Origin of the sequence: Rhodococcus sp. 5A-K4 (assembly GCF_046097995.1) — a bacterium.
GTDB classification, from domain to species: Bacteria; Actinomycetota; Actinomycetes; order Mycobacteriales; family Mycobacteriaceae; genus Rhodococcus_F; species Rhodococcus_F erythropolis.
Window position 1 is genome coordinate 1 of sequence record NZ_JBJURM010000045.1, and the last position, 26002, is coordinate 26002.

The 26002-nt window shown below is 62.5% G+C and carries 27 protein-coding genes and 2 pseudogenes; 15 read left to right on the top strand and 14 right to left on the bottom strand.

From position 1 onward, the window contains the following. Nucleotides 1-214: 214 nt before the first annotated feature. Nucleotides 215-571 carry a zinc ribbon domain-containing protein YjdM gene (locus tag ACKAMS_RS31950; protein WP_128638087.1) on the top strand — a complete coding sequence of 119 codons (357 nt, stop codon included), beginning with the start codon at nt 215-217 and terminating at the stop codon, nt 569-571. On the opposite strand, the gene ACKAMS_RS31955 is transcribed toward ACKAMS_RS31950, so the two are convergent. Together ACKAMS_RS31955 and ACKAMS_RS31960 are read right to left on the bottom strand one after the other, a co-directional pair. Continuing rightward, nucleotides 558-1079 carry a hypothetical protein gene (locus ACKAMS_RS31955; RefSeq protein ID WP_042926483.1) on the bottom strand — a complete coding sequence of 174 codons (522 nt, stop codon included), beginning with the start codon at nt 1077-1079 and terminating at the stop codon, nt 558-560. The two genes, ACKAMS_RS31950 and ACKAMS_RS31955, sit on opposite strands and share 14 nt — an antisense overlap. Nucleotides 1080-1268: 189 nt before the next feature. After that, nucleotides 1269-2414, bottom strand: coding sequence for a thiolase family protein (locus ACKAMS_RS31960; RefSeq protein ID WP_408990023.1), 1146 nt, complete (start codon nt 2412-2414; stop codon nt 1269-1271). A gap of 223 nt (nt 2415-2637) precedes the next feature. Here ACKAMS_RS31960 and acpM point away from each other — a divergent pair, with 223 nt between their 5' ends. The 5 genes from acpM to ACKAMS_RS31985 all read left to right on the top strand — a co-directional run bounded on the left by acpM (nt 2638) and on the right by ACKAMS_RS31985 (nt 6325). Beyond that, nucleotides 2638-2925, top strand: a complete 288-nt coding sequence (gene acpM, locus ACKAMS_RS31965) for a meromycolate extension acyl carrier protein AcpM (RefSeq protein WP_042926481.1) — start codon at nt 2638-2640, stop codon at nt 2923-2925. Next, nucleotides 2922-4178: a KasA/KasB family beta-ketoacyl-ACP synthase gene (locus ACKAMS_RS31970; protein ID WP_042926479.1), complete on the top strand. Its 1257-nt coding sequence runs from the start codon at nt 2922-2924 to the stop codon at nt 4176-4178. The genes acpM and ACKAMS_RS31970 overlap by 4 nt, the downstream gene beginning before the upstream one ends. A 23-nt stretch (nt 4179-4201) precedes the next feature. After that, nucleotides 4202-5023, top strand: a complete 822-nt coding sequence (locus ACKAMS_RS31975; protein ID WP_042926476.1) for an alpha/beta fold hydrolase — start codon at nt 4202-4204, stop codon at nt 5021-5023. Beyond that, entirely contained in the window at nt 5020-5973 is a 954-nt protein-coding gene (locus ACKAMS_RS31980; protein ID WP_042926474.1) for a hypothetical protein, read from the top strand. Before ACKAMS_RS31975 ends, ACKAMS_RS31980 begins: the two co-directional genes overlap by 4 nt. A 193-nt stretch (nt 5974-6166) precedes the next feature. Continuing rightward, nucleotides 6167-6325 carry a hypothetical protein gene (locus ACKAMS_RS31985; RefSeq protein WP_167349918.1) on the top strand — a complete coding sequence of 53 codons (159 nt, stop codon included), beginning with the start codon at nt 6167-6169 and terminating at the stop codon, nt 6323-6325. A gap of 503 nt (nt 6326-6828) precedes the next feature. On the opposite strand, the gene ACKAMS_RS31990 is transcribed toward ACKAMS_RS31985, so the two are convergent. Next, a complete protein-coding gene (locus ACKAMS_RS31990) occupies nt 6829-6969 on the bottom strand; it encodes a hypothetical protein (RefSeq protein WP_231917508.1) in 141 nt (46 codons plus the stop codon). A 222-nt stretch (nt 6970-7191) separates the two neighbouring features. On the opposite strand from ACKAMS_RS31990, the gene ACKAMS_RS31995 reads away from it, so the two are divergent. Then, nucleotides 7192-7467: a hypothetical protein gene (locus ACKAMS_RS31995; RefSeq protein ID WP_065352979.1), complete on the top strand. Its 276-nt coding sequence runs from the start codon at nt 7192-7194 to the stop codon at nt 7465-7467. Between the two features lie 194 nt (nt 7468-7661). Next, nucleotides 7662-8018, top strand: a complete 357-nt coding sequence (locus ACKAMS_RS32000; protein WP_082654954.1) for a transposase — start codon at nt 7662-7664, stop codon at nt 8016-8018. 46 nt (nt 8019-8064) lie between these two features. Here ACKAMS_RS32000 and ACKAMS_RS32005 read toward each other — a convergent pair whose 3' ends face one another. After that, nucleotides 8065-8136, bottom strand: a complete 72-nt coding sequence (locus ACKAMS_RS32005; protein WP_408990032.1) for a helix-turn-helix domain-containing protein — start codon at nt 8134-8136, stop codon at nt 8065-8067. Between the two features lie 40 nt (nt 8137-8176). Here ACKAMS_RS32005 and ACKAMS_RS32010 point away from each other — a divergent pair, with 40 nt between their 5' ends. From ACKAMS_RS32010 to ACKAMS_RS32040, 7 genes and pseudogenes are all read left to right on the top strand, one after another. Next, nucleotides 8177-9802: a hydantoinase/oxoprolinase family protein gene (locus ACKAMS_RS32010; RefSeq protein WP_231917490.1), complete on the top strand. Its 1626-nt coding sequence runs from the start codon at nt 8177-8179 to the stop codon at nt 9800-9802. A gap of 65 nt (nt 9803-9867) precedes the next feature. Continuing rightward, nucleotides 9868-10304, top strand: a pseudogene (locus ACKAMS_RS32015) (acetone carboxylase subunit gamma). 22 nt (nt 10305-10326) lie between these two features. Continuing rightward, nucleotides 10327-12453, top strand: coding sequence for a hydantoinase/oxoprolinase family protein (locus ACKAMS_RS32020; RefSeq protein ID WP_042926470.1), 2127 nt, complete (start codon nt 10327-10329; stop codon nt 12451-12453). Between the two features lie 49 nt (nt 12454-12502). Further along, complete coding sequence (locus ACKAMS_RS32025; RefSeq protein ID WP_042926467.1) at nt 12503-14830, top strand: hydantoinase B/oxoprolinase family protein; 2328 nt, start codon at nt 12503-12505, stop codon at nt 14828-14830. A gap of 98 nt (nt 14831-14928) precedes the next feature. Further along, nucleotides 14929-15738: a hypothetical protein gene (locus ACKAMS_RS32030; protein WP_042926486.1), complete on the top strand. Its 810-nt coding sequence runs from the start codon at nt 14929-14931 to the stop codon at nt 15736-15738. A 647-nt stretch (nt 15739-16385) separates the two neighbouring features. Next, nucleotides 16386-16931, top strand: coding sequence for a DDE-type integrase/transposase/recombinase (locus tag ACKAMS_RS32035; protein ID WP_328587284.1), 546 nt, complete (start codon nt 16386-16388; stop codon nt 16929-16931). Further along, nucleotides 16847-17398: pseudogene (locus tag ACKAMS_RS32040) on the top strand (PDDEXK nuclease domain-containing protein); the annotation flags it as partial. The gene ACKAMS_RS32035 and the pseudogene ACKAMS_RS32040, both read left to right, overlap by 85 nt. Nucleotides 17399-17526: 128 nt before the next feature. Here ACKAMS_RS32040 and ACKAMS_RS32045 read toward each other — a convergent pair. The 10 genes from ACKAMS_RS32045 to ACKAMS_RS32090 all read right to left on the bottom strand — a co-directional run bounded on the left by ACKAMS_RS32045 (nt 17527) and on the right by ACKAMS_RS32090 (nt 25988). Further along, nucleotides 17527-18324, bottom strand: a complete 798-nt coding sequence (locus ACKAMS_RS32045) for a hypothetical protein (RefSeq protein ID WP_058228359.1) — start codon at nt 18322-18324, stop codon at nt 17527-17529. Next, entirely contained in the window at nt 18324-20285 is a 1962-nt protein-coding gene (locus tag ACKAMS_RS32050; protein ID WP_231917492.1) for a hypothetical protein, read from the bottom strand. Before ACKAMS_RS32050 ends, ACKAMS_RS32045 begins: the two co-directional genes overlap by 1 nt. Before the next feature lie 16 nt (nt 20286-20301). Beyond that, nucleotides 20302-20616 (bottom strand): type II toxin-antitoxin system PemK/MazF family toxin, encoded by a 315-nt coding sequence (locus ACKAMS_RS32055; protein WP_042926284.1) that lies wholly within the window; start codon nt 20614-20616, stop codon nt 20302-20304. Continuing rightward, nucleotides 20617-20838 (bottom strand): hypothetical protein, encoded by a 222-nt coding sequence (locus ACKAMS_RS32060; RefSeq protein ID WP_042926289.1) that lies wholly within the window; start codon nt 20836-20838, stop codon nt 20617-20619. A 161-nt stretch (nt 20839-20999) separates the two neighbouring features. Beyond that, nucleotides 21000-21347, bottom strand: a complete 348-nt coding sequence (locus tag ACKAMS_RS32065; RefSeq protein WP_063892177.1) for a hypothetical protein — start codon at nt 21345-21347, stop codon at nt 21000-21002. Between the two features lie 29 nt (nt 21348-21376). Then, nucleotides 21377-22678: an AAA family ATPase gene (locus ACKAMS_RS32070; protein WP_408990024.1), complete on the bottom strand. Its 1302-nt coding sequence runs from the start codon at nt 22676-22678 to the stop codon at nt 21377-21379. 70 nt (nt 22679-22748) lie between these two features. Beyond that, the gene (locus ACKAMS_RS32075; protein WP_408990025.1) at nt 22749-23936 is read right to left on the bottom strand and encodes a hypothetical protein; all 1188 of its coding nucleotides are present in this window, start codon (nt 23934-23936) and stop codon (nt 22749-22751) included. Then, nucleotides 23933-24127: a hypothetical protein gene (locus ACKAMS_RS32080; RefSeq protein WP_408990026.1), complete on the bottom strand. Its 195-nt coding sequence runs from the start codon at nt 24125-24127 to the stop codon at nt 23933-23935. The genes ACKAMS_RS32075 and ACKAMS_RS32080 overlap by 4 nt, the downstream gene beginning before the upstream one ends. Next, nucleotides 24124-25362, bottom strand: coding sequence for a DUF2201 family putative metallopeptidase (locus tag ACKAMS_RS32085; protein WP_408990027.1), 1239 nt, complete (start codon nt 25360-25362; stop codon nt 24124-24126). Before ACKAMS_RS32085 ends, ACKAMS_RS32080 begins: the two co-directional genes overlap by 4 nt. Then, nucleotides 25359-25988 (bottom strand): hypothetical protein, encoded by a 630-nt coding sequence (locus ACKAMS_RS32090; RefSeq protein ID WP_408990028.1) that lies wholly within the window; start codon nt 25986-25988, stop codon nt 25359-25361. The genes ACKAMS_RS32085 and ACKAMS_RS32090 overlap by 4 nt, the downstream gene beginning before the upstream one ends. Nucleotides 25989-26002 lie beyond the last annotated feature (14 nt).

Sequence of the window (26002 nt, forward strand, 5' to 3'; positions counted from 1 at the left end):
CTCTGCGGCGGCGGCGGACAAGGCGACGCACTCATCATCCGCGTCCCCAAGGCGTAAGCGTCCACGTGTGCACGGCCGACGAGTCACCAGAACCCGGGCAAGGTTTCGTCGGTGTATCGCGGCCGGTGGCGGGCACGTCGACTCTGCCTCAGCGCCGTGAACCCGGCGAGACGTGTCACGAATCGAAGAATCAGTATGCCGAACAAGGAAGAGGATGGCCCCCGTGAACAATGCACTGCCGCCGTGCCCACAATGCTCCAGCGAATACAGTTACGAGATGGGGGCGCACTGCGTGTGCCCCGAATGTGCTCACGAATGGATATCTCACCAGGGATCGCAGATTGTCGACCGGTCCATCGTTGTCGACTCCGTCGGAAATGAGCTTTCCGACGGGGACGCGGTCACCGTTGTGAAGAACTTGAAAGTCAAAGGCAGTCCGACAGGAATAAAAGCTGGAACCAAGGTGCGTAACATACGCCTGGTCGACGGTGCCGACAACCACAATATCGAATGCAAAATCGCCGGAATCGGGTCGATGCAACTGAAATCCGAGTTCGTCAAGAAAGCATGACAACCCAGGCGAGGCTACGGCGCGGTGAGGAATTCTCGTGTCCATGATCCGGGTACATGTGGTCTTCGCCGTTCTCGCGGTCCTGGGCCTCGCAGTTGCCGCGCCCTACGCTGCTCTGGCTTGCACGGCATCGCCATACCGGCGCTGTCGGCGGTGGGTGCTCGCGTGTTTCGGGTTTGTGATGATCGCTGTCGCGGCGATAGGCATTGTCGTCACCGGCATCTAGCCCGCCGCATTCCGTGCGTTGGCACATCGGGTCGTGTCGATACGAGTCCGGTCTGGGAGATTCGCCGTCACAGATACTCACCGACGAAATGTGTGCGCCAGATTGTCTTCGAAGATTTTCGCGCACGGCGACGAACGTGGTTGTCCGGTCGGTACGGTCTTTTCCCGTTCCGGAATCACGCTTGTCGAGTGAGCGCGCGTCGGTATCGTCGTCGAGGTATCGCGAGAAGAACAGTAGCGAACCGCTGATGACGTAGACCAGGACCAGAGGAGGAAATTTCACCGCCGGCGCCGCCAACGCCGCGGTCGATATCGTGACGAATACCGTACGACGGATGACGTGTCTGATGTTCGTATTCCTCTCTCCTCTATCCCGTTTCACCGCTCACATACCCCCACTGAACGTCGGGACGGCTCGGGTGATCCTCGCTTGAGAGGCTCGGCGAGGATCACCGCCGTGGATACGACTGGATCAGAGAAGTTCGAGGATGGTGGCGTTCGCTTGCCCACCGCCCTCACACATGGTCTGCAATCCGTAACGCGTTCGTGTGTTTCGCATGTGATGGATCATCGTCGTCATCAAGCGTGCACCACTACCACCGAGGGGATGCCCTAATGCGATCGCTCCGCCGTGCGGATTGAGCCGCTTCGGGTCTGCCCCTGTTTCGGCCAGCCAGGCAAGGGGCACCGTGGCAAAGGCTTCGTTGACCTCGAAAACTCCGATATCGGACAACGTCAAACCGCTGCGCCACAAGGCTTTCTCCGTGGCCGGAATCGGTGCGGTCAGCATGATCACCGGATCGGCGCCCGCCAGGACGGCAGTATGGACTCGAACGATCGGTGTCAGCCCCAACTGCGTGGCCTTCTCGCTGGTCATCATCAACAGTGCGGCCGAACCGTCGGAAATCTGGGAACTGTTTCCCGCCGTCACCACCCCGGTGTCGGAGAACGCGGTCTTGATCCCGGCCAGGGTTTCCGGCGTTCCGCCGCGGCGGATCCCCTCGTCGCGGGCGATCTTGGTGCCGTTGGCGAGCACGATCGGCAGGATCTGGTCGTCGAAGCATCCGTCGTCTTGCGCGTGCGCGGCTTTCGCATGCGAGACGAGCGCGAAAGCGTCACATTGACGGCGCGACAGACCCCACTGCTCGGCGATCATTTCCGCACCGACCCCTTGCGAGGGGGCGACGCCGTGATAGCGCGCCAAGAACCAATCTCCCAGGGGATTCATCCCGCCGGACGAGGATCCCATCGGAACCCTGCTCATGGATTCGACGCCACCGGCGACCACCACGTCGTACTGGCCTGCAATCAACCCTGCGGCAGCGAAATGCACCGCCTGCTGTGATGACCCGCACTGCCGGTCGATGGTCACCCCGGTGACGGTGTGCGGCCACCCGGCCGCCAATACGGCGGTCCGTCCGATATCACCGGTCTGCTCACCGGCCTGACTGACGCATCCCCAGATGACATCGTCGACGACTGCGGGATCGAGGCCGGTGCGATCGGCCAGCCCCACCAGAATCTGGGCCGACAAATCGGCCGGATGAATGGTCGAGAGCACTCCGTTACGGCGACCCAAAGGGGTTCGCACGGCTTCGACGATCACTGCATCGCGCATTGTGTGTTCCTTCATCCATCAGCCGGCGAGATGCCCGGCTTCCCTCGGAGCTCACCAAACCCATGCGACCGAGTTGGTCACCGAGAGTCGCAAGCATCCCTGACCACAGCTACTTGCTAATCTTCTTAACTAGATATTATGGCAAGATGGCGTGAGCTTAGCCCTACCTGTCCGAGAGCACCAGAAGCCGAACACCACCCGTTCATTCGAAGGGACGTCATTGATGGCCAGCACGCAGGAAACCATCGTCACCGAGCTCGCACAGATCGTCGAAGAGGTCACCGGAATCGAACCGTCCGAAATCGGTATCGGCACGTCCTTCGTCGACGATCTCGGTATCGACTCACTGTCCATGGTGGAAATCGCGGTACAGACCGAAGACAAGTACAGCGTGAAAATTCCCGACGAGGATCTGATGGGTCTGCGCACGGTCGGCGACGTCGTGGACTACATCCACACCCTCGAAGCTGCGGCAGCGCTCGAACTCGCCGCGCCGAGCAGCGACAGGTGAGCACCACCGAGGCACGCTCCTGGCTCGGCCGCGCACCCAACGTCGTCGTCACCAGCCTCGCAGCGACCACATCGGTCGCCGGGGACGTCGCCGGCACATGGAGGGCGCTCCTCGCGGGAGAGAGCGGAATCGGTCTTCTCGACGATTCGTTCGTCGAGGAATTCGACCTGCCGGTCCGTATCGGCGGTCACTTGAAGGTCTCTCCGGACGATGCCCTCACCCGGGTGGAGATCCGGCGGATGAGTTGGCCGGCGCGGGTCGCGTTGACACTCGCTCGCACGGCATGGATCGACGCGGGCTCACCCGACGTCGACAGGGATCGTCTGGCTGTGGTCATCGGCACCGGACTCGGAGGCGGCGACACCCTGATCGATGCGGTCGACCGGCTCAGAACCGGCGGCTACCGCAAAGTGTCCCCCTTCGCAGTGCAGATGGTCATGCCCAACCGCCCCTCCGCGACGGTGGGCCTCGAACTCGGCGCCCGCGGCGGGGTGATGACCCCGGTGTCGGCATGCTCGTCAGGCGCGGAAGCCATCGCGCAGGCTTACCGGATGATTGCGATGGGTGACGCCGACATGGTCGTCGCCGGCGGAGTCGAAGGCCGCATCGATTCGTTTTCCATCGCCAGCTTCGCCACGATGCGCGCGCTGAGCTCGAACAATGCCGACCCTGCCGGTGCGTCGCGTCCGTTCGACAAGGACCGGGACGGTTTCGTCTTCGGCGAGGCCGGAGCGCTGATGGTCCTCGAAACCGAGACGCATGCCCTCGCACGCGGTGCGACGATCCATGCGCGTCTGCTCGGCTGCGGTACCACCTCCGACGGTTACCATCTTGTCGCTCCCGACCCCACCGGCCGCGGAGCCGCTCGCGCGATGACCCACGCCATTCAGCGAGCCGGGCTGACACCCGCCGACATCACCCACGTCAATGCCCACGCCACCGCCACCCCGGCCGGCGACATCGCCGAAGCACAGGCCATCACCACAGCGGTCGGCACACACGCGGCGATCTACGCCCCGAAATCTGCCCTCGGGCACTCCGTCGGAGCCGTCGGAGCGCTCGAAGCGGTTCTCACCGTCCTCGCCGTCCGCGACGGCGTCATTCCCCCCACACTCAACCTCGACACGCTCGACCCGAGGATCGACCTCGACGTGGTCACGACAGCGCCGCGCATCGGCCCCGTCGACTATGCCGTCAACAATTCCTTCGGCTTCGGAGGACACAACACCGCTCTCGTCTTCGCTCGCCCTTGACCCACCTCACGAAAACAGGACCCATGCCGACCGTCACCCTCAACCATGTTCCCGTCAACTACGTCGTCACCGGCTCCGGCCCGCGTGTACTGCTGATCATGGGAGCCGGCAGCCCCGGCCGAGTATGGAACACCTACCAGGTTCCTGCACTGGTGAAAGCCGGCTTCGAAGTCGTCACGATGGACAACCGCGGAATCTCGAGCATGGCCGGAATCGACGGGATGAGCATCGCCGACCTCGCCGCCGACGCAGCGGCACTGATCGAACATCTCGGCGGACCCGCCCACGTGATCGGCACATCACTGGGCTCACGAGTAGTACAAGAGCTGGCGATCACCCGCCCCGAACTGCTCGCCAAAGCGATCATGCTCGCCGCCACCGGCCGACCACACCCCGTCGAAGCCGCCCTCAACCGCGGACAAAAGGCCCTCCACCAGGCAGGGATCGACTTGCCCCCTTCCTACACCGCGGCCATCAGCGCGGTGCTGAACCTCTCCCCGCACACCCTCGCCGATCCGCAGAAGGCCCAGGAATGGCTCGACATCTTCGAATACTCCGCCCCCACCACCACCTCTGCCGGTGTCCGCGCCCAGACCGCGATGGATCGATCCCACAATCGACTGACCGATCTCGCCGCGATCCAAGCACCGACCCCCGTCATCGGATTCGGTGACGACCGCTTGACCCCGCCGGCGCAGGGCATCGAAGTCGCCGCAGCCATCCCCGGTGCCCGATACGAACAAATCGCCCAGTGCGGTCACTTCGGCTACCTCGAGCGACCCGAGGAGGTCAACGCTCTGTTGATCGCTTTCCTCCACGGCCGGCCCTTGCCGCAGCAGCCATGACGGACCGGCACCTTCCCTGCCGCAGCGAGCGACTGTCCGCACGCGGCGAGAACACACCACCTCAGGACAACATGACCGCTGATCACCCCGACCTCGACGCACCCAACCGACAACACGCCACGAATCCGATGCTGCCGGCCGGCGGGAAAGTTGTTGTGATCACGACAGATCCGATGTGGAGTCTCCTGCGTAGATTGCACCGCAACCGCAGGACCTGGGGTGAGGGATACGCCGCGCTCATCCGCTACCGCACCGCACTACGCGCGGAGCACACCGCACTCTCGTTCAACGACGTTCCGCGGTTGGTCGAAACCATTCTCGCGCTCCCGGATCACGTCGAGACCGTATTCCTGATCGGACTGCCGCCCTACGGGACCGCGATCGTTCAGCACGAAGTGGCTGCACATCACGGCCCCCTCGTCATCGCGGACAACGAGACCATGACCGCGTCACTCGCGGCCCTGACGCTGACCGCCCTCGACAGGCAAGGCGTGTGGCCGTGGATGGCGACTGTCTACATTTCGCAGTCCCGGCACGCGCCACTACTCGAAGATGTGCTGACCCAGTGCGGCATCGGCACCGTCACCGACATCGATACCACCAACTCAACACGCGAGGACACCCGCCGGATCATCGAACAGTGCGATGTGTTGATCGACTTGTCCACCACCGAGAAATCGATCTCACCTCTTCGGTGCATTCGCCCGCCAGCAGATCCCTTCGAATACTCGTCGTTGCCGCTCGCGGGCCTGCTCAGTGCAGGCTGCGGTCACCGCATCACCATGATGACCCCGAATCTGATCGCCGCATCGGCACGCGCTCTGCACTCGCGCACCGCCGCGCACCGCTTCCTACCGGACATCACCGATCGCACCCTCGTGCGAACGGTCTCCGAGCACGTCGGAGCAGCTATCACGGTCTCCGCGCTTCACACCAGGCTCCAGCGATGAGAACCCGACCACCGGTGCACCGCCACGGAACAGCACCACCTCGACCCGCAGTAGTGGCCGCACGAAAAGCCGTGACCCTGCGCAGGGTATTACACCGAAGTTCGTTCCGACACCGCACAACTCGACAGACTCCGGACCGTATCGCAGTCACCCCGCCAGATCATCCCGAACACTTCACCTGCAGGAGCCCGTCATGCGCTTTCGCTACATCGGAACAGAGGAAATGATCTACCAAGGACCGCCTGCCCGCGTTCTCGGATACGGCGACATCGTCAGAGCCCTCACCAACCCCAACCCCCGATACTTCGAACCACTCGAAGCGAACCCGGAACTGGACGGACAAGAACAGTAGGCACCCGTGCCCGCGCCTGACAAACCCACGATCATGGCCGCCCCAGAGGGTTAAACAAGAGCAACCCGTACAGATTTGCGCCGCGTTTAGGCCCGGCCACGGTGGCAGGTTCAGGAGATCGAAAGATCCCCTGAAGTACAGCCAGGCTCACCCGCACCGATCGAATGCGCTATGAAGCGCCTTCTCTCGCTCTGAGGTAGATGGACCAACTGGTGCTCGCGTACCGGGTCCGTGGCAGGGAGCTATCGGTGAGGTATCACCGCAACTACTCGGCGTGGTCTTCCTCATTCTGAAATTCTTTTGGGTAAGTGTCGTTGGGACGAACGATATCGATACCGGCGACGAGGCCGCGCGCGCCCATCAAGGAGATCTTCCCACGACGCCCTTCGACCCAGACGAACCGATAATGAACGAACCTCACGTGACCGACAGAGCGAGCCTGTCGAGAAGCAACTTCTACTCGGGGCGGCCTCGCTTTGAGCTTTGCGGAACAGACCTGCCACTTAAGGGTACCCGTCACGCTCGGTATCCTCGATGGAGGTCTGCATACACAATGCTTTGCTCAACGACGCTTCGACGAAGCGGATCAGGTTGTAGTTCTTGTTTCGCGTTCGAGTCGCCGCGCCGCTCTCTTGAGCGCTCATTGCCTTACTCCATTCTCACCCCGCCCGACTTTCCTTTGTCACTGGGGCGATACCTGACACAGAGGTCCTCCATGCACCGTTACCACACGAGAGAATCTGGCTCTTCCGGATCTGGAGTGCATGAGTCGATCCACCGGTGATCAAGTGAGGCAAAAGATGTAGAGGGTCCTGGGATACGAGGAGGAAGGTTCCGAGCCCGAATCCGAACACATCACAGGACCCATGGACCAGACTACTAACCTTGTCGCCGACACCATCTGCAGAACCGTCGAACTCGGCGTCACTATCACCGGCGCCGCCGTCGCAGAACACCTCACCCACATCGACTGCCGGCCCGTCGAACACGACCCGACCTGCCCAACGTGCGGCCAGCCCGGTCGGCTCCGCGACCACGTCACCCGCACTCTCCCCGTGGTCGCCGCACCACCGGCTAAATCCTCGAACGACTCGCCTGCGACAAGACATCCGTTTCGGCGGCGGCTGCAGCGTTGGGGTTGAGTTGGGACGTGGTAAACTTCCCGGCTCTGTCCACGGTCCGGCATGTGGTCTACGACCAGTCCGGTCACCTCGACAGGGTGCGAGCCTTTGGGTGCGGACGAGCACAAGCGGAAACACGTTCGCGGGCAGGGTAATCCGAGCTTCGTGACCGTGATCGTGATCAGGCGTTTCGGGACCGGGTGAAGGTCGTCTCGATGGACGAGTTCACAGGCTACCACTCCGCCGCGAAGGACGTATTACCGCAGGCCAAGAGGGTGATGGACCCGTTCCATGTCGTGCACCTCGCCGCCGAGACACACCGTGTGCCGGCAGCGGATCCAGCAGGTCACACTCGGGCATCGTGGCCGGTCCGGCAACCCCGGGTGTACGCCATCAAAAGGGCGCTGCTGACCCGCGCGACGTCAAGCAGAAAGCGCGACGCGAGGCAGTGTTCACCGACGAGGAACACATCGATGTCGCGGTCACCGAACGCACATTCCGACACATGCGATCGGGTGATCATCTATGCCCACAACCGCACTATGCCCCGCAACAGAAGTCGCACCGACTGAATCAGCACATCGGTGCATTCAGGCTTAATGCCACAGGTGTTTCGTTTCATATCTTATAGATTTTCATTTTTCGATACAGCGATGATCGAGCAATTCCGAGGCTCTTTGCTGTACGCATTCTGTTTCCATCATTCTCTTCCAGGCTTTTTACTATAGCCTTGCGCACCGACGCAGAGTCTGCATCACTCTTAGACGACCTTGTCGGTCCCCGCACCTCGGTGGTCTCGGACGAGCTCGATGCCGACGCCTTGACCACGACATTGGTCGCGGAGATCAACAGGTTGACGACAGCGGGTGCGGAACGGCTGATCCTCGCGGCGAAGACCAAAGGCCGTGAGGCGCTGTTCAAACGGATCATTCTCGAGAGCTTCCCGAGACATCTCCTCGGGTCAGTCCCCGTTCTCTTCAGCTGGGAATTCGCCTCCGACGAACTTCGATCACGCCGAATCTGGTCCGGCATCATCAACTCGTTCCTCCACCCCACCGTAGAACGCTTCCTCTACAGCGCCGAACGACGCCTACGCACCTACAAGATCAAGAACCCGCTCCTCATCTACCGCAATGACGGGGCGTCCTCGCGGGTCGCGAAGTCCGTGGCACTCAAGACCTATTCTTCCGGACCTCGCGGAGGGCTCGAAGGCACACGCGCACTTGCCCAAGCGTACGAGCTTCCCCATGTGCTCATGATCGACGTAGGCGGAACTACCACCGATGTAGGGACGGTGAAGAACTATGCCATCGCCACCGAACGCCGGGGTCATATCGCCGGTGTTCCTGTCTCGTACGAGCTCAGTGACGTTCACTCCACAGGAGTCGGGGGCAGTTCCATCATTGCGGTAGAGAACGGCCGGATCGTAGTCAGCCCGGAAAGCGTCGGCGCGTCCCCCGGACCCGCATGCTTCGGTTTCGGCGGCAAGAAGGCCACCATCACCGACGTCAATTTGCTCTTGGGTGTTCTCGATCCCGACACCTACCTCGACGGTGAAATGTTTCTCGACGCCGAACGATCCCGCGCCGTGATCACTGAGAGCATCGCCGAGCCTCTGGGGCTCACTGTCGAAGAAGCCCTGCTCGAGATGGCATCGGCCTATGCGGCGAAGGTATCGGAATCGTTCGCCTCTTCCGTCGAAAGCGCTGAGACGACAACTGTGGCCGCGTTCGGCGGCGGCGGCCCGATGAGTGCGTGTGATGCCGCACGAATCGCCGGAGTGCGCCGGGTACTCGTCCCGAGACTGGCCGCGGTGTTCTCCGCGTACGGTATCAGTTTCTCCGACATCTCCCAGTCCTACGAAACCAACATCACCGACTGCACCCCTGAGCAAATCGACGCAGCGAGAAACGAATTACGTTCCCGCGCAACACGAGACATGTTCCAAGAAGGATACGACACCGCAGAGTGCTCGTTGGAGTGGACCTCTGTAGTCGAGGACGCGGATGGGATGGCGGCGCGCACCCAGTTCGAGCATGATCTCGATGTCAGTTCTACCGCGGGAAACACGACCATCCTCGCACTGAAAGTGACACGGGAACTCCCCCATTCGGTTGTCAAGGGCGGGTCTCCCAAGAAGAAGACGCCGGCGGTGTCGACGCTGGCGAGATCGGTCCGCACCTCCCCCACGCTGGTCGAGGAACTACCTGTCTATCTACTCGATCAGCAGATCGCAGGTGCGGTCGCATCCGGTCCGGCCATTGTCGAGGGGCAGTTTTTCACAGCTCAAGTCCCGACCGGCTGGAACCTGGAGGTCTCCAATTCCGGTGACCTCATCCTGACCGACACCGTGTAATCGGGCCCGGCGGTACCGCCCGAACGATCACATCGACATTTCTCGACACGAAGGTAACGAACATCATGCGTATCCCCATGACCGAATATCTTGCGATCGATCTCGACTCCGAGCGGTGGCTCTGCCGGGTCTGCCAGCACGACCTGGGCAATGCTCGGGGGAACTACAAAGAAGGCACTCTGGTCTACGACCGAGACCCCGCGAGATTCACCCCTCAATTCTCGATCCGGAGAAATACGAGTACACCTTCGCCCCGGATCCGTTGTTCTGCCGCATCCTCGAATTCTATTGCCCGGGGTGCGGTACGCAGATCGAAACCGAATACACCCCACCCGGACACCCACCGACCGTCGACATGATCTGGGACATCGACGCACTCAAGAAGCAGTGGGCCGACCGCGACGGCGATCCGGAAACACTGATCAACTACGGGCCCGGCGAGAACGCCATCTCCGAACCTCGCACTTCGCATTCGCACTCCCATTCACACGCTCAGCGCTGACCCCGGATCGAAGGAGACTTTCATGAAACGCATTTCTGTTGACATCGGTGGAACATTCAGCGACTGCTTCTTTGTCTGGGACGACATTTACGTCGAAGCGAAGGCGTTGACCACCCACCACAACCTGGCCCTCGGCTTCAACGAAGCACTCGATTTGGCATGCTCACGCGCCGGCGTCAGCCGCAGTGACGCTCTACGCGAGGTCGACTCGGTCCGCTACGCCACCACCCTCGGCACCAACGCACTCATCGAAGGCAAAGGCCCCAAGGTTGCCGCTCTGGTGACACACGGATTCGAAGACACGATCCACCTCTCCCGTGGCCGCGGCTACGGCGAGGGCCTCGACGGCATCAAACAAGGTGACATGGCAGACGCCCAACGACCGGATCCTCTAGTGCCGCGTCACCTGGTTCGATCCGTCAAGGAACGGGTCGACGCTGTCGGCGAGATCCTCGTTCCACTGATGGTCGACGATGTTCGTCAGCAGGTTCGCGAGTTGGTGGACAACGGCGCCGAAGCCATCGTCGTGGCGCTGACCAACGCCACCGAGAACTCCGCCCACGAGCAACAGATCCTCGAAATCATCCTTGATGAATACCCCACGCACCAGCTCGGCGCGATCCCCGTTCTGCTCAGCAGTCAGGTATCGGGCCGAAAAGGCGAATACGTGCGAGCAACATCGACGATTGTCGACGCCTTCCTCCACGAGACGATGTTCCACGCGCTCAACCAACTGTCGAGCAATCTGCGTGACTCCGGGTACGAGAAGCCGATGCTGGTCATTCACAATTCCGGCGGCATGGCCCAGCCGAACTCGACCGATGCGCTCCAGACTATCCACTCAGGCCCGATCGCCGGAGTCGGTGGGGCACAACACTTGGCGGAAACCACCGGAATCGGTGACGTCGTATCGATGGACATGGGAGGAACATCGTTCGACATCGGCCTGGTCCCCGAAGGCGGAGTTCGGCACTACGATTTCCAGCCGACCATCGGCCGCTGGCTGGTGTCGGTCCCGATGATCCATCTCAACACCCTCGGCGCCGGCGGCGGCTCGATCGCTTCTTTCGACAGGATCCACAATTCGGTGCAGATCGGCCCCGAATCGGCAGGTTCGGACCCCGGCCCCGCCTGCTACGACCGCGGCGGTTTGCAGGTGACGGTCACTGACGCCGATTTGGTGCTCGGATACCTCGACCCCGAGAATTACGCCAACGGCTACATCGCGCTCAACAAGAAGCGCTCTACCTATGCGATCGACGAAAATCTCTCCGACGAGCTCGACATGGACGCTGTCGACGTTGCGAAGGTCATCAAGCGCACCGTCGACGAGCAGATGGCCATCGGCATCGAGAAGGAATTGCGCTCGCGTGGCGGTCTCGTCGAGGACTACACCATGCTCGCGTACGGCGGCAACGGCCCGCTGCACGCCTGCGGGATCGCATCCAAGGCCGGAATCAGCAAGATCCTCTTCCCCCCGTTCGCATCAGTTTTCTCCGCCCTGGGCGCGGGCAACATGAAGCCCCTCCACATCCACGAACGGAGCGCGTACATCGTGCTCTACGAACCTCGCGAGCGAACCATCTACGACCAGTACGAACAGCTCAACACCTACATCGGCGAGCTTGAAGCCAAGGGCGCCGAGGACCTGGTCCGTCAGGGCTACAACCGCAGCGACGTCAAGTACCGACTCGAGATGGACATGCGTTACGGCAACCAGTTGGTCACCACCGCAGTCTCTTTCGACATCAACCGAGTCAACGGTGTCGCCGATGTGCTGTACCTGATCAAAACGTTCGCCGAAATCTTCGGCCAACGGTACGGCGAAGGCACCCAGGCCCCCGAAGCCGGTGTCCGCGTACAGACCTTGCGCGTCGCCTCCTACATCGACGGCGACGTCGTCAAATTCGATTCCATCGACGCCGGCGGTGACCGCGCAACCCCGGCACCTGTGACCACCCGCAAAGTGCATTTCACCGACATCAGCGAACCTGTCCAGACCCCGGTCTACGACGAGAACGCCCTCCACCACGCGTACGTGATCGCCGGCCCCGCCATCGTGACGACAGAAAGCACCACTTACCTGGTCGAACCGGGCTGGCGACTCGAGCCGACAGTGCAAGGCGCCGTCTGGCTCCTCAAAGACTGACGAGCAGTCGAATCAAACCACAGTTCTTACTAAGGAGCCTGAAAACATCATGACGATTTTAGACAACGGCACCGGGCCATCCGCAGACCGCGACGGGACCCAGCAACTCAGCGAGCAAGAGCAGCAGTGGGTCGACAAGTTCATGGACGAGACCACCCTCTTCCTCGGACCCGACCCCGACATCATGCGTCATCACCAGATCGCGCCGCGCACAGCGCACGAAAGCTATTGCATGACATCGGATACCGATCCGATCGAAGCCGACCGCATCCGCAAACGCCTCGCAGGCGCACTGGACGAGGCCTTCGAGATGTGCGAAAGCATGGGCGCGGCACCCGGCGCAAAATGGGCTGACCTCTCCGTCGCCGTCTACACAGCCGAAGGCGATGTCAGCTACCTTTCCAACCGCGGCGTCATCGCCTTCTCCGCAGTGTTGCACCACCCGATTCGCTACATCATGAAGAACTGGAAAGACGAACCGACAGTCGGGATCCGGCCCGGAGACGGCTTCTTCCACAACGATTCCCGGTTCGGCATGGTGCACAACACCGACCAATCGATGCTGGTACCCGTCATGCGAGACGACCGGATCATCGCCTGGGTAGGGGCCACCATCCACGAAGGTGAAAACGGTGCCTGCGAACCCGGCGGCATGCCGTCAGGCTCCGAAACGCCCTTCGACGACGGGCTGCGCGCATCGCCGATCAAGATCGTCGAAGGCGGGCGACTGCGCCGCGATCTGTTGACCTTCCTCCAGCACTCGACACGTGACCCCAAACTGATGCTCGCCGACATCAAGGTCAAGATGGGCGCCGTCAGCAGAGTGATGGACACCGTCGACCGCCTCATCGACGAAGTCGGTGAAGAAGCATTCGTCTCTACTCTTCGCACCACCGTCGAGAACGTGGAAGCCGAGGTACGGCGCCGCATTTCGGATCTTCCGGACGGCACCGTCACCTTCAACCAGTTCGTCGATTCGACCCTCAAAGAAAACATTCTGATCAAGTTCGCCTGCAAGATCACCATCAAGGGTGACACGATGACCGTCGACCTGACGGGTACCGGGCCGGAGATCCTCAACCGGGCGATCAACTCCCCCCTCGGCTCGACCAAATCGTTCATGACGCAAGCGATTCTGTCGTACTGGTGGCCGGACCTCCCCCGCAGCACCGGCGCCCTCTCCCCCATCGAGGTCATTTCCGAGGAACACACCTGGGCCGACGCCGGATACGACGCACCCGTCGGACAGTCGCTCCAAGCCTCGTTCCGCGGATTCTCTGCCCTACAGACCGCGTACGCGAAACTTCAGTTCTCCTCCCCCACCAAGTACTCGAACGTGATCGCCCCCTGGTTCAACCAGATCAACGACTTCCTGTGGGGCGGAACCACGCAGCACAGTGAGCAGGTCGGCAACCTCTGTGCCGATCTGAACGGAATGGGCGGCGGCGCCAAGGCATTCCGAGACGGCGAAGACGGCGTAGCACCAATGTTCTGTGCAATGGCCGACATCGCCGAGCAAGAAGTCATGGAAGAAGAAGTCCCGTTCCTGCAACTGGTCAGTAAGCGACTGGTCACAGACAATCAGGGCTTCGGAAAGTACCGCGGCGGCATGGGCTACGAAATGATTGTCGCTTCACGCGGCACCCCCAGCTGGGGATTCATGACCGTCACTTCCGGCTCGAAGTTTTCGTCGGTGAGCGGAATGTTCGGTGGCTACGGATGCCCCACCTATCCGTTGTCGATGGTCAAGAACATCAATATCTACGACATCATCCGCAAGGACCCATCACAGTTCGACTTGTCGATCGAACGGGTGATGAACGAACAGCCCTACGAGGGCGGCAAATACCTGACCGGCCACATGGGGTTGCAGTTCGATGTCGCCAAGGAAGGCGAGCTGTACATGATCAGCCAAGGCTCCGGCGGCGGATACGGGGACATCCTCGAGCGAGATCCAGAACTGGTCATGGCTGACCTGCAGCTCGCGCGGATCTCGGACAAGGTGGCCGGCGAACTGTACGGCGTCGTCTACGAACCCGACACATTCGTCGTCCGCGAAGAAGAAACCACAGCGCTACGCGCACAAATGCGCCAGGACCGCTTGAAGCGAGGCAAGCCGTACAAGGAATTCGTAGCCGAATTCGTCAAGCCCGAACCTCCGAAAGAGTTGCTGTACTTCGGTTCCTGGGGCGATGACAACGACCAACTGGTTGCCACGCACTGGGGCAAGAGTGCGCCGGAGCGGGTAACCGCGCGGCTCGAGGATCTACCCCTCATCATGATTCCGGACCGTCGCGTGCTCAAGATCGAGGAGCTGAGCAAGCGGGTACGCGAGCTCGAGACCAAGTGCGGCGAGAAAGTCCAGCACAAGTCCTGACCCTGCCGATTTCGCGCGGTGATGCTCCGCTGACCCAACATCACGTCGGTGTGAGCATCACCGCGCGGTATCGCACCAATCTCTCGAGGAAGACCATCATGACCACCAGCCTTCTCACCGCAATCGCCTCACCACCCTCGGGCCGCGCCACAGCCCTCCTACTCGATCACCACGCGTACGCCCAATCGGTGTTTCTGCGCAACCGGCCCGCCCCCTGGGACGACCCCACCAGCTACGCCCGCTTCTTCAACCAAGCACAAGGTCTACTCAAACCCGACCTGGCCATCCTCGACCTGAACCACTTCTACACCCATCACCTCGAACAGAACCCCGCCCTGCGGGATTCAATGTCTCAGAAGAAACGAACCGGATATGCCCTGCGTACCATGCTCGCGGACAAGGGCCTCACCCGTAGCGTCATCGATCTTGCGCAAACACTGACAGCAATGGCGTCAGGACCAGTAGTCCTACAGATCCCCTCCCCCATGCAGTGGCTACGAGCCACACACCACTATTCGGGTTCTTCCGACATTGACAGCCTCGACGCCGACGACGCGGAAAACTCGTCAATGTACGTCGCCGATTGGCTCCGCGGCTTCGCAGCACTCCCATTCGCCGCGATACTCCTCGACGACCGACCGATAGACCCCTCCGCACCAACCACACCGGTCGGGTACGACGCCTACACCCCGATCACCAACATCACCGCGCACTACCGACTTATCGTCGGCATGCGCGACTCCCATGGGGTAACCCTCCATCAGCAGACCATCCGCGGAAGTGTCCTCCCCGAGAACTACTGGCGCGGAGAACAAACAACACTTCCTCCCTGCGACTTTCACATCACTCAGATCCCCGCCACCGCAGTACCCGAAGTAGTCCTCAATCAACTTGCCCAGCTCAAGTAACACAAACTCATCCGAACCAACCAACCCGACCCGAAATCGCAACGAGCGAGTCGTCAAGCCCCTTCAACAGGCATCAGCGCCACGCACCCTATGGGAACCGCATGAGCGTGCCGCTCGGATGAATAGCGGGTTGACACATTCATCCAGATACTCTCGATTGACCTCACGGAGGGTTCTCTGCATCTGCAAGATATTCGCGTACAGAGCCGACGCCGTCGGAGTGGGCACCCCGAACTCTTGGCGATATCCGTGAATGCCATACCCGCAGTAGGCCTCTCATACGCACGCTGCCGACGTGCAATCCGTTCGGCGAGCTTGTCCCGCTTGGCTTGCCTCTCGCGGCTTCCGCGGAATGACATTCTCCCGCTTAGCTTCCTGCCGTATCACTGCAAGATCGGGAATAGAACTGCATGCCAGTCACCATTCCAGCGGCAATTGGGCATCAGCTGCACATTGCTGCGAGCATCGTCACCTTGGCTGTGCTGGTGACCGCTGGGGTGGTGGGTGACTGTGATCACAGCCCAGAATTCGTCAGCCACGCCGTGTGACTGTATTACCGCTTCACGTTGAGCCTGCGTGATGTGGAGGAACTGATGTTCGAGCGCGGCGTCGTGGTCTCCCACCAGACGATCCGGCAGTGGTGCGCGATGTTCGGCCGGTCCTATGCCAATGAGCTGCGTCTCCGAAGGCCCCGCCCGGGCAACAAGTGGTACCTCGATGAAGTGTTCACCTCGAATCAACGGCGAGCAGAAGTATTTGTGGCGCGGGGTCGATCAGGACGGCCTGATAGCGACGCTATCGTCCAGTCGGGTCGAAACGCCACTGCTGCCAAGCGGTTCTTCCGCAAGGTACTCAAGGGTCTGCGGTACGTGCCGACGGTGCTCGTGACCGCCAAGCTGGCCAGCTACAAAGTGGCGTACCGCGAGATGCTGACCTCTGCCGAGCATCGCCGGTCGAAGTATTTTCAGCAATCGGGCCGAGAACTCGCGTCAGCCAATGCGACAATGGGAGCGCCGGGTGAAGAGAATCGCTTCAGCCGGGCAGGCGCAACGGTTCATGCTGGCTGTATTCGTCTAAGTGATCTCGCGGATGATGCGAGCGGTGTTACCGACAGTTGGTGCGTGACCCGTACGTCTTCGATTTTCTCGACATCACCGAACGTGTCGCGGAGCGGGAGCTGGAGTCCGCGCTGATGCGTCGGCTGGAGCAGTTCCTCCTCGAACTGGGACACGGGTTCGCCTTTGTTGGACGCCAATACCATTTCGAGGTCGGTGATCAGGATTTCTATATCGACTTGCTGTTCTTCAACTGGGTGCAAGCGAGGTTCGTCGTCGTCGAGTTGAAGGTAGGCAGGTTTGAGCCGGAGTATGTCGGGAAGCTCGGCTTCTATGTTTCGTGGATCGACGACAACCTCCGCAACAAGGACATCCACGCCCCGACTGTGGGAATCTTGCTCTGCGCCGGCCGCAACGACAACGTCGTCCGGTATTCACTTGCCGGGACAACTGCACCCCTCGCCGTAGCCGACTACACCTATGAGACTCTCCCCTCCCAGGTTCGCGATCTCGTCCCTACCGACGACGAGATCGCGGCAGCTGTGGAAGCCACTGTCTCCGAACTCGACTCCCAACTGCCCGTCAAACCTGACAACTCCGGCTGAGAGGCGCCATTCGATTTTCGAACCTGGCCGACATATCCTCTGGTGCCGAGATCGCTACCGGTGTTTCGCACGAGGGTCTGCGAACGCGATGCCTGGTCCCGCCCGGTGCGTCGAGGAGCAGGGCAGTTCTATGTCCAGTCGATGTGGACGGATTCGATGGAATCGAAGTGAAATCCGAAAGTGTCGCCGTACTGGTCGAATCCCTTGTTTTCAGGGTAATCCATCGTGGCGTGACGTTCGAGGATGGCAACCACCCGGGCATGATCGTCGTTGGCCAAAGCCATGGCGAGTTCTCGTGTTTCGTCGAGACTGAAGGGGCTGTCGGAGTTCGCGAAATCGAGGGTACGCACTCGATAGTCGTAACCTTCTTCGGAACCGTTGCGGACGGACACTCCCCCGCGGACTCGGATGGTGGCCTTTTTGGGTTGCCCGTCGGGTCGTAGGACGCCGGCGCGGTCCATGACGTCGTGCGCTTTGACGTTCTTGAGTTTCTTTTTCGCGTCAGCGCGCAGCTCGTTCGTTTCGCCGGAACGGTAGCGAGAGACCGCTGATCGTGAACGACCGATTTTCTTTGCGACAGCGTCGATTCCACCGAGGCGTTCGATGGCGGCTCGCCGTTGTGCACGTTCGGTGACGTCGGGGTGCGGGATTCGTCCTTGCTGCGCCCAGCGGCGCAGTGTTCGGTCAGATGGGGGCTTTCTCCCGGCGTCGACAGCTGCTTGCCGTAGGCCTTCTTTACCGATTTCGGTACGGATCTGACGTACGGAGACTTTGCTGGTGAGTCCGGCCAATCCCCCACTTTTGACCGATTTCGATTTTTCGACACCACTGGTCGCTGCTGTCGAGACAGATACGTTGAGTCCGTCCAAACCGACGGTCTTCTGTGCGGGTTTGGTAGATCGCGGTTTCGGAAGATGCAGGGCCACTATATGTTTCCTTCATCTTCGTCGGTGAACGCAGCTTTGAGTGCGAGGTTGATCTCGTGGGTGTCGCGGGCGTCGGTCAGCATGACGGTTATGTTTTCGGTGAGCGGGGCGCTCTTTTCCAGAGTCATTTTCCCGAGTGCGTCACTCTCGTCTGCGATGTCGATGCCCAGGGGCAGGGGGTAGACCCAGGAGTCGGTGACGGTGCGCAGTGGCCAACGCCCGGTTTCGCGCGCGATGCGCATCGCGACGCGGCGGCCTCGCCAGCGGCAGTGTGCGATGATCGCTGCTCGCCAGAGCGGCTGATGATGGTGTTGCATTTGTTTGGCGGTCCACATGTCGGGGTTGACCATTCGGCCGATATAACCCTTGTAGCAGGCGCCGATGAACCGTTTCATTGCTGTGTCGCCGGTGTCAACGGCAACTTTGCGGGCCTCTCTCAAGATTTTCGCCCACTTGTCGAGGGCTCGACCCTGTTCGGGGTAGACCCACGCTTCTGCGATGTCGAGGTCGTCGAGTTCTGCGCCGATTCCGCCATCGGCGATGGACGTTTGAAGTGCATCGAGGCTGACGGTGGTGATCCAGGTCTGCACAGGTTGGTCGGCGAGCATGTGTGGGTGAGGCAACGGTAGAGCGGGTGGGAGCGCCAGCATGTCACCCGGTGGGAGGGTTACACGCCAGAGTCCGAACGGGGTTTTCGATTGCCGCGCAGCATCGAGCGCGTCCTCGCCGCGAAGATGTCGAGGTTTTCCGTAGCCGAATTCGAGCATGCCAGCCGAAGCGAGGTACGCAGCTCGTTGGTCTATCGATACCAGTTGTGTTGCATCGGAAAGTTCTTCGAGGTCCGGGATGCGGGTCCATCCGAGGGCAGGTTCGAGATCTCCGCGGGGTTCGCCGTCCAACGGTGGGACCGGTCCACCGACAGTGACGACGATTCCTTTACCGCTGCGGGTGCGGTCGCGTTTGATCTTGTCGACGATGGCGGCGCCGGTGCGTGCGGGGGTGGGCCCGGGTAGCACGCCGAGGTGTTGTGCGCACCAGGCGAGTCGGCGTCCCAGTTCGCGGGCAGCGGGGAGGTCGTCGTCGGGGAGGTAGGTTCCGGCGGCCGGTGACCCGAGGATCCCCATGTCCCCCACGCGATTGCCCCATCCGAAGTCCTTGTTCCAGTAGGTCCACACGTAGGGTTCGATGAAAATGTCGACCATGGATGTGAAGTTCCCGGTGGTGCGGGAGAGGTGAACGACGTGGCCGGGTTCTCCGCGCAGTTCCCATCCTGCGGTCAGCATCGGGGTCAGCGTGGCGTGGAGGATCGCGGTGAGCTCTTCGGCAGCGCGGGTACGGAGGACTTCCATGTCGTCGACATCGTCTTCACTGCCCGGGTCGATGATCCATCCGAGCATCTCGCACGCTTCGATTCCCACTATCCAGATCTGTGCCGGCGCGCCCAGCGGGGTGAGCGTTGCCCATCTGATGAGTTTGTCAAGTTTTTCGATGGAATCGACTGGGCCGGTGAGTGTATGGCCAGACGGTGTGTAGGTGCCGGCTGCTGTGACAATGACGGCGTGGCCGTCTGCTGCCTCGCCGGCGGGAGGAAGGGCGGCCGGTTCGGTTGCGCCCCGTTCGGACGCCGGGGGAGGTTCCGGTCCCACGTCAGCAATGGGCTTATCTTGGGGCACAACTGTTTCCGTGCTGTAATCCGAAGACGGTGACGAGTCCGTACCTTGCCACGCTATGGGGGCGCTTTCGCCTGCCACTGGTTCGACCTCTGGTTCCGCGGCGACACGATCCTCCGCAATCGGCGCACGGGCATCCATCACGTCAGCATCGGGATCCGGCGCCGCGGCGTCGTCGAGATCGAAGAGCGCTGGTTCAGAATCGACCTCAGAACCATCCCCATGAACTCCGGGCACCGGAGAAGGATCGAGGTCGAACAGGGGAATCTGCTCCCACTTCCTCACCACCATCGCTGCCCCATCCCCGCTACTGGCGTCCTAATGACTCGAGATCAAATGCTGATCGCAATGCCCTGGTCAACAACACTTCCTGAGCAGGCAAGAGAAATCCTCGATTCACCCCGAGTGCCGACACCGGGATGGTCGTCACCCCGTCGCAGTCGACAACCGATCCGTCCTCGACACCGTTGTCTTCGCCCAAACTCAGCTCGGTCGATAACCCCCGCCCCTCCGCACGAACGGGAGCAACAGTGACCGTCCCCAGATGAGGCCGAACCAGCTCCCTCGTCAGAACCAAGACCGGACAGAGCGTTTCGAGGTGGGCGTCATGGATTGGCCGCACTCAGTTCTTCTTCCCGTGCGCGGCGGCGATATTCACATCGCTACCGGTTCCGAGACCATCAGACAAGATCTCCACGTCTCGGGCTGCAAGCTGTCGACGCTGCTCACGCTCCAACGCTCGAAGCACAACTTGAGCACGGCTTTTCGCGCGCCCACCACTGACCTCACTGTCGAGAAACACCACGATGTCCTCGGGTAGCCGTACCGCGATCTGCGTGCTCATAATCATCATGATACCGAATTGGGATGTAAACCGGTACCGGCCATTCCGTTCATCTTCCCTCAGCCTCCGCCCCTGACACTCCCGGTGCCGTGGACTGCCGGCCGAACGTCCGTGGACTGCCGGCCGAACGTCCGTGGACTGCCGGGCCGTCAGTGCCCCGATTACTCGGTGCCGTACAACTCGGCGGTGTAATGCCCCTCCCCATTGCGTGTGGCCTCATCCCAATCGACGCCCAACGCGTCGGCCAGGTGATGTGCATCGGAGAGGAAGTCCGCGAACACGGTGGGCAATTCTTCGGTGCCGGTTCCGCAGCGGCGGGCATACGCGATCATTCCGTCTGCTGCCCGCACAGCGCGGACGCCGTTGTCGTGGATCTGCGACTCGGGGTCTTGCTCGTAGCGGAAGTCATCGCGCTTGCTGCCGCCTGCTGTCGATGCCGCGACTGCATCGAATGTGTCTATTCCTTCCCAGACGCGTGCACGGCATTCGATCTTCGTTGTTTCGGACATTGCCCAAGTCCCTTTCTTTTTCGGTTGAACTACACAGCGGGGGTGCTGTGCAGCGCGGCCAACAGGCCGGTCTGGACCTCGAGCGCGGGCGACGGCGCACCATGTGCAAGGACGCTCGCGGTCGTGTCATCGATGACGACGGACATGTGGGCGCGGTGACGCGAGAGCATCACGCAGGCGCGGCCCGCATCGAGGTTGAAAGGTTCGGCGGTCCGGTATCCCGCCAACGGGTGCAGCACCACGACGGCAGGACGCTCGAGGCCTTGCAGCGAGTTGGCGGTGCCGACCAGTACGCCGGGGTACTCGCTCAGTAGGGCACGGATTGCCGCAGCCTGAGTCACGTGCGGGACCACCACGGCCACGTCGGCGGCCGTCATTGGCCGCCTACCTGTGGTGGTGACCAGATCCGCTGCCAGTAGTTCCGCCGCCCGCGCGGCGCATGCGGTCACCAGGGCCGGATCGGACGGGCCTCCGCAGGCTGTGATCGGGCGGTGCGCCAATTCGGGCCACACGGCTCCGCTCGAATCGGTGAGGTGTTCCGGGGGCCGCTTCGAGGTGAACGGCAGATCGGGGTAGAACAGTGGCGCGATCAGTGCTGTGGTGTCGGGTCCGAGTCGCCAGGTGTGCGCCAACCGCACCATCCCCACCACGTCGCCGTGCGCAGCCAACAGTGCAATCGGGGCGGGTAGATCGGGTGCGGTTTCGCTTCCCTCCCAACGAGATACATCGCCGGTCACCACCGGGTCGATCTGTCCGGGATCACCGACGCACACCACCTGTTTCGCCATGGCTCCCAGCGCTCCCAGATCGGCGTAGGTGCATTGCCACGACTCGTCCACGATCAACACGTCCGCACCGACTCGGTCCGGGTCCGAGAACAACCATCGCGCCGTCGTGCCGATCAGAATTGCACCGACGTCGCCCTGCCAGCGCACTTTCTGTCCCGAGACCACCGGTGTGTCGCCGCTGTCCGGTGCCGGTGCTTTCGCTTTCCACATCAAGGCGGCGCGGTCGGTGAGTGTTCCCAACCGGCGTGCAATCTCCACCGCCTGTTCGCGGGTCTGCGCCGCGATCCCTACGCGCAGATCCGCCCGGTGCGCCAATGCCGCAGCCAGTAATGCAACCAAGCGGGTCTTGCCCGCACCGGGAGGGGACGGCACCACCACCGCAGGATCACCCGACCACACCGAGAACAGCACACGCGCTGTGATCGGGTCGGCCATGATCTCCGACCCCGGCCACCCCGTCAGCGACGGGACGGGCGGACGGGACGACGACGGCACCGGGCCGGAGGGGGCAGCAATATCGGACGACGAGGCAGTAATGCGCATGACGAATCAAACCTTTCAGGAAAAAAGTCTCTGAACTGGCTATTTACCTACGGCAGGTATGCTGCCGGTGCTATTTCTCTGCGCCCGCGATGAGCACGTCCAACGGCACTTCACGCCGGGAAGGAACGGGTGTCTGCCCCGTCGAAAGCCAGGACCGCCGCCCTCGGTAGAGCCGCCAGTACCGGCCACGACCAGCGCGCATCGTGTGCGGTGACGCCGCTTGCGGCATCAACACCACCGACGCCCCACTCGGCGGCGCATACATCCCTACCGAACCGAGTCCGAGCACCAACTTCCCGCCGACAACCTCGGTCGATGTGACTTCGACGGTGAACTGCTCGAACGGACGCCGTCGCGGTGTACCGACCCACCCGGTGACAGCAGATCCGACCCGCAGCCGTGGATCCAGACGCTCACACGTCACCGACAGCGACCCGTTGCGCCGACGTGAACCTTTCGGTGGCGGCGTCATCGATGCCACACCCACCGCGACGTGGCCGGTGTGCAGTGCGCGCTCGCGCCACATCGGATCATCGAGCAGGGCTGATGACATCACATCTGCTGCGTCACAACGACTTCGCAGGCCCATCGCGGCGCTGGCCGTGTTGTCGGGACGTGACCAGTCGTGGCCGTCCACCAGTGCGGACTGTGCCCGAGAAAACGAATACGCGTCGTCTTCGCCGATCGCAGCGAGCAGCGGCAGCAACGGGCCACTGCCGATCGCACGCGCCCATTCGTGCATCCCGGCGACACTCTCGTCCGCGATCTGCAACCACGTCCGCCACACCCGCGCCGACCGCTGCGCTTCCGGCACCACGCCGAGCACGTAGCGGGCACTGGAGGTGGCCGGAAGATTCACCACCGCCGACGTGCCGGGATGATCCGCCCGATCTGCCCACCACCCCACCATCGCGGCGCTACCGGAGATGTTCGGGTCACTGTGGTGAGCGTGCGCCCGCGCCAACCCCACCAGCGCCGGAATCGTGCCGCCGTCGTCGGTGAGCAACATCGCCGGGGCATCCGCCGCCAACGTGCCGCCCAACCTGGCCAGCAACGCCAACCCGGCCTCATCGCACGCGGTTTCCTCACCTCCACCGACCGCCGCAGCGGACACGCTCACACTGCCGCCGCGTACCGTCGCCCGCACCGCCAGCGCCGACGCTGACGGGGTGAACGTGGTGTGTGCGAGCCGAGCAACGGGGCGCCCTGTTTCGGCGGCATAGAGACGCTGAGCCAGATCGAACCATTCCACGCTCACGACACGTCCTCCGTCTGTTCGCACGCCAGGACCACCGGATTCGCGGCGCACTCCCACCCCGCACGCAAGGCCAGCGCCGCCGCATCCTCGCCGGTGCCGGCGACCACGCTCGCCACCTGAGCGGGCTCGTGACCGGTACCGGTCAACACTTGCTGCGCGTACCGCAACAGGTCACCGCTCACCGCGTTCACGACGCACCGACCGGGATCTGCACACGTGACGCCCAGTCCGGGGTCCGTGCCAGTGCGGCGTCGTTGCCGATCACCGCGCACACCAGATGCGCCCGCGACGGCCGATCCGGCCACGGCGTATCCCCGTCCGTCAACACGATCACCACGTGCGGGGCAGGGCGGGCCGCGTTCGCCGCGTCGATCCCGACGCGCATATCCGTACCGCCGCCGCCCACCAACTGCACATCGGCCACCGACCGCACCGCCTGCGCAGACGTCGATTTCGCATCGCACGAGAGAATCCGTACCCGCTCCCGCGCTACACCGCCTGCCCGCAGTACACCCGCCACCTCACCCATCGCCGCCGACAGATCACCTGCCGACATGGACCCCGACGTGTCGATCACAATCGACACCGTGATCGACGGACCCCGCATCGCCGGGGCCACGATCCCCGGCAGGCTGCGCCGCGACGGACGCGCATAGCTGTAGTTCGTCCGCCCCGACTGATCCGCCAGCGCTCGCCGGATCACCGCACGCAACACCCGATCCCACGGCACGGTCGGCGGCGTGAGAACCTCACCGGCCCAGCGCGCCAATCCTGCCGGTGCGCTCCCGCGCCCCTTCCCTTGCGCCGCCTGCACCGCCCGCGCCACATGACGGCGCACCAGATCCGCTTCCGCGCCGTCCAACCCGTCCGCGACCTCCCCCGCTGCCGCGCCCAACTCCCCCGGCACCGGCGCGCATCCCGCACCGGATCCGCAACCCACGTCGTCGTCGTCTGGAAACTGCTGTCCCGTAGCCGGATCGATCAGGTGCGTGTAGTAGTCCTCTGCGATTCCGCCGTCCTCGCACCCGAACGATTGTGGAGTGATCACCCCGTCCGGTAACCCGATGCCCGCCGCCAGCAAGTCGTCGTTGATTTCCGCGTCCGCCGCGTAATTCCACGCCACATGCTGGACCGGCTTCGGCAAGGACTGCCCCCGCACACCGTGTGCCCGCAGCAAGTGCCCGACCTCGTGCAGCAACACCGCACCCGCCACCGGCACCGGCCACGCACCAGCCCCCACCAACAACGCCGGATCTAGATAGAGCCGCCATTGCGCATCCACCGCGAACGTGCCCAACCCCGGTGCAGCAACAGGCTGCGCTGCGAACAATGCCCGCATGAAATACGGCATCTGTTCGGCAGAAACCAGTCGTGCCAGGCGAAACGCCCGCAACTCATCCGGCGCGAGGACCCGAACCCCGCTCATGCTGCCGCCTCCATCAGACCCGCAGCGGTCAACATCGGCGCGAACCGACGTGCAGACGCCGGGACAGTCGCCTTAACCGGTCGCGCCTTCGCCAGCGTGCGCGCCGCCGCGCCCGCCACGTCCGGTGCGCCCGCCTCCGCAGCCGCGATCAGCGGACCCCACGCACTGCGCCAGGCCTCCACCGTGCCCCGTCCCACCGCCCACGCCGTGACACCGGACAGCACCGCCCACACCAGATCAGGACGCGACTGCCAATCGAACGCCGAATCGGGATTCTCCACCACCGCAACCGGATCGGGAAGATCCGCGCTACGCCGCCACTCCAAGAACTCCACGCCCGCGCCCTCACCGATCAACCCGAACACCGCCGTGTTGATCGCCGCGTTGTCGTCCTCCCGCAAATGCGGCAACACCGCCGCCAACATCGACCACGTACGACGCGACGGCCACGCACCACCGGTCTGCGCAGCCGACGACCCAAACGCATCCAACGCATCAGGATTGCGCTGCACAAAGCCGGTGATCGAACTGCGCACCAACGCAACCCGTTGCTCATCGGTGGCCACCGCACGCGAGGCAGGCGGTGCACCCCACCCCGTCGCCATACCGTCCAACCACTCATCCACAGACGGCGTGAACT

Excerpts from the sequence above, each read along its gene's own strand:
- ACKAMS_RS32000 (WP_082654954.1), top strand. The coding sequence starts at position 7,662 with ATGGACGAGTTCACAGGCTACCACTCCGCCGCGAAGGACGTATTACCG.
- ACKAMS_RS32035 (WP_328587284.1), top strand. The coding sequence starts at position 16,386 with ATGTTCGGCCGGTCCTATGCCAATGAGCTGCGTCTCCGAAGGCCCCGC.
- ACKAMS_RS32060 (WP_042926289.1), bottom strand. The coding sequence starts at position 20,838 with ATGAGCACGCAGATCGCGGTACGGCTACCCGAGGACATCGTGGTGTTT.
- ACKAMS_RS31980 (WP_042926474.1), top strand. The coding sequence starts at position 5,020 with ATGACGGACCGGCACCTTCCCTGCCGCAGCGAGCGACTGTCCGCACGC.
- ACKAMS_RS31950 (WP_128638087.1), top strand. The coding sequence starts at position 215 with ATGGCCCCCGTGAACAATGCACTGCCGCCGTGCCCACAATGCTCCAGC.
- ACKAMS_RS31995 (WP_065352979.1), top strand. The coding sequence starts at position 7,192 with ATGGACCAGACTACTAACCTTGTCGCCGACACCATCTGCAGAACCGTC.
- ACKAMS_RS32020 (WP_042926470.1), top strand. The coding sequence starts at position 10,327 with ATGAAACGCATTTCTGTTGACATCGGTGGAACATTCAGCGACTGCTTC.
- ACKAMS_RS31975 (WP_042926476.1), top strand. The coding sequence starts at position 4,202 with ATGCCGACCGTCACCCTCAACCATGTTCCCGTCAACTACGTCGTCACC.
- ACKAMS_RS31960 (WP_408990023.1), bottom strand. The coding sequence starts at position 2,414 with ATGCGCGATGCAGTGATCGTCGAAGCCGTGCGAACCCCTTTGGGTCGC.
- ACKAMS_RS32050 (WP_231917492.1), bottom strand. The coding sequence starts at position 20,285 with ATGGTGGTGAGGAAGTGGGAGCAGATTCCCCTGTTCGACCTCGATCCT.
- ACKAMS_RS32070 (WP_408990024.1), bottom strand. The coding sequence starts at position 22,678 with ATGCGCATTACTGCCTCGTCGTCCGATATTGCTGCCCCCTCCGGCCCG.
- acpM (WP_042926481.1), top strand. The coding sequence starts at position 2,638 with ATGGCCAGCACGCAGGAAACCATCGTCACCGAGCTCGCACAGATCGTC.
- ACKAMS_RS31990 (WP_231917508.1), bottom strand. The coding sequence starts at position 6,969 with ATGAGCGCTCAAGAGAGCGGCGCGGCGACTCGAACGCGAAACAAGAAC.
- ACKAMS_RS32085 (WP_408990027.1), bottom strand. The coding sequence starts at position 25,362 with ATGAGCGGGGTTCGGGTCCTCGCGCCGGATGAGTTGCGGGCGTTTCGC.
- ACKAMS_RS32065 (WP_063892177.1), bottom strand. The coding sequence starts at position 21,347 with ATGTCCGAAACAACGAAGATCGAATGCCGTGCACGCGTCTGGGAAGGA.
- ACKAMS_RS31985 (WP_167349918.1), top strand. The coding sequence starts at position 6,167 with ATGCGCTTTCGCTACATCGGAACAGAGGAAATGATCTACCAAGGACCG.
- ACKAMS_RS32030 (WP_042926486.1), top strand. The coding sequence starts at position 14,929 with ATGACCACCAGCCTTCTCACCGCAATCGCCTCACCACCCTCGGGCCGC.
- ACKAMS_RS32025 (WP_042926467.1), top strand. The coding sequence starts at position 12,503 with ATGACGATTTTAGACAACGGCACCGGGCCATCCGCAGACCGCGACGGG.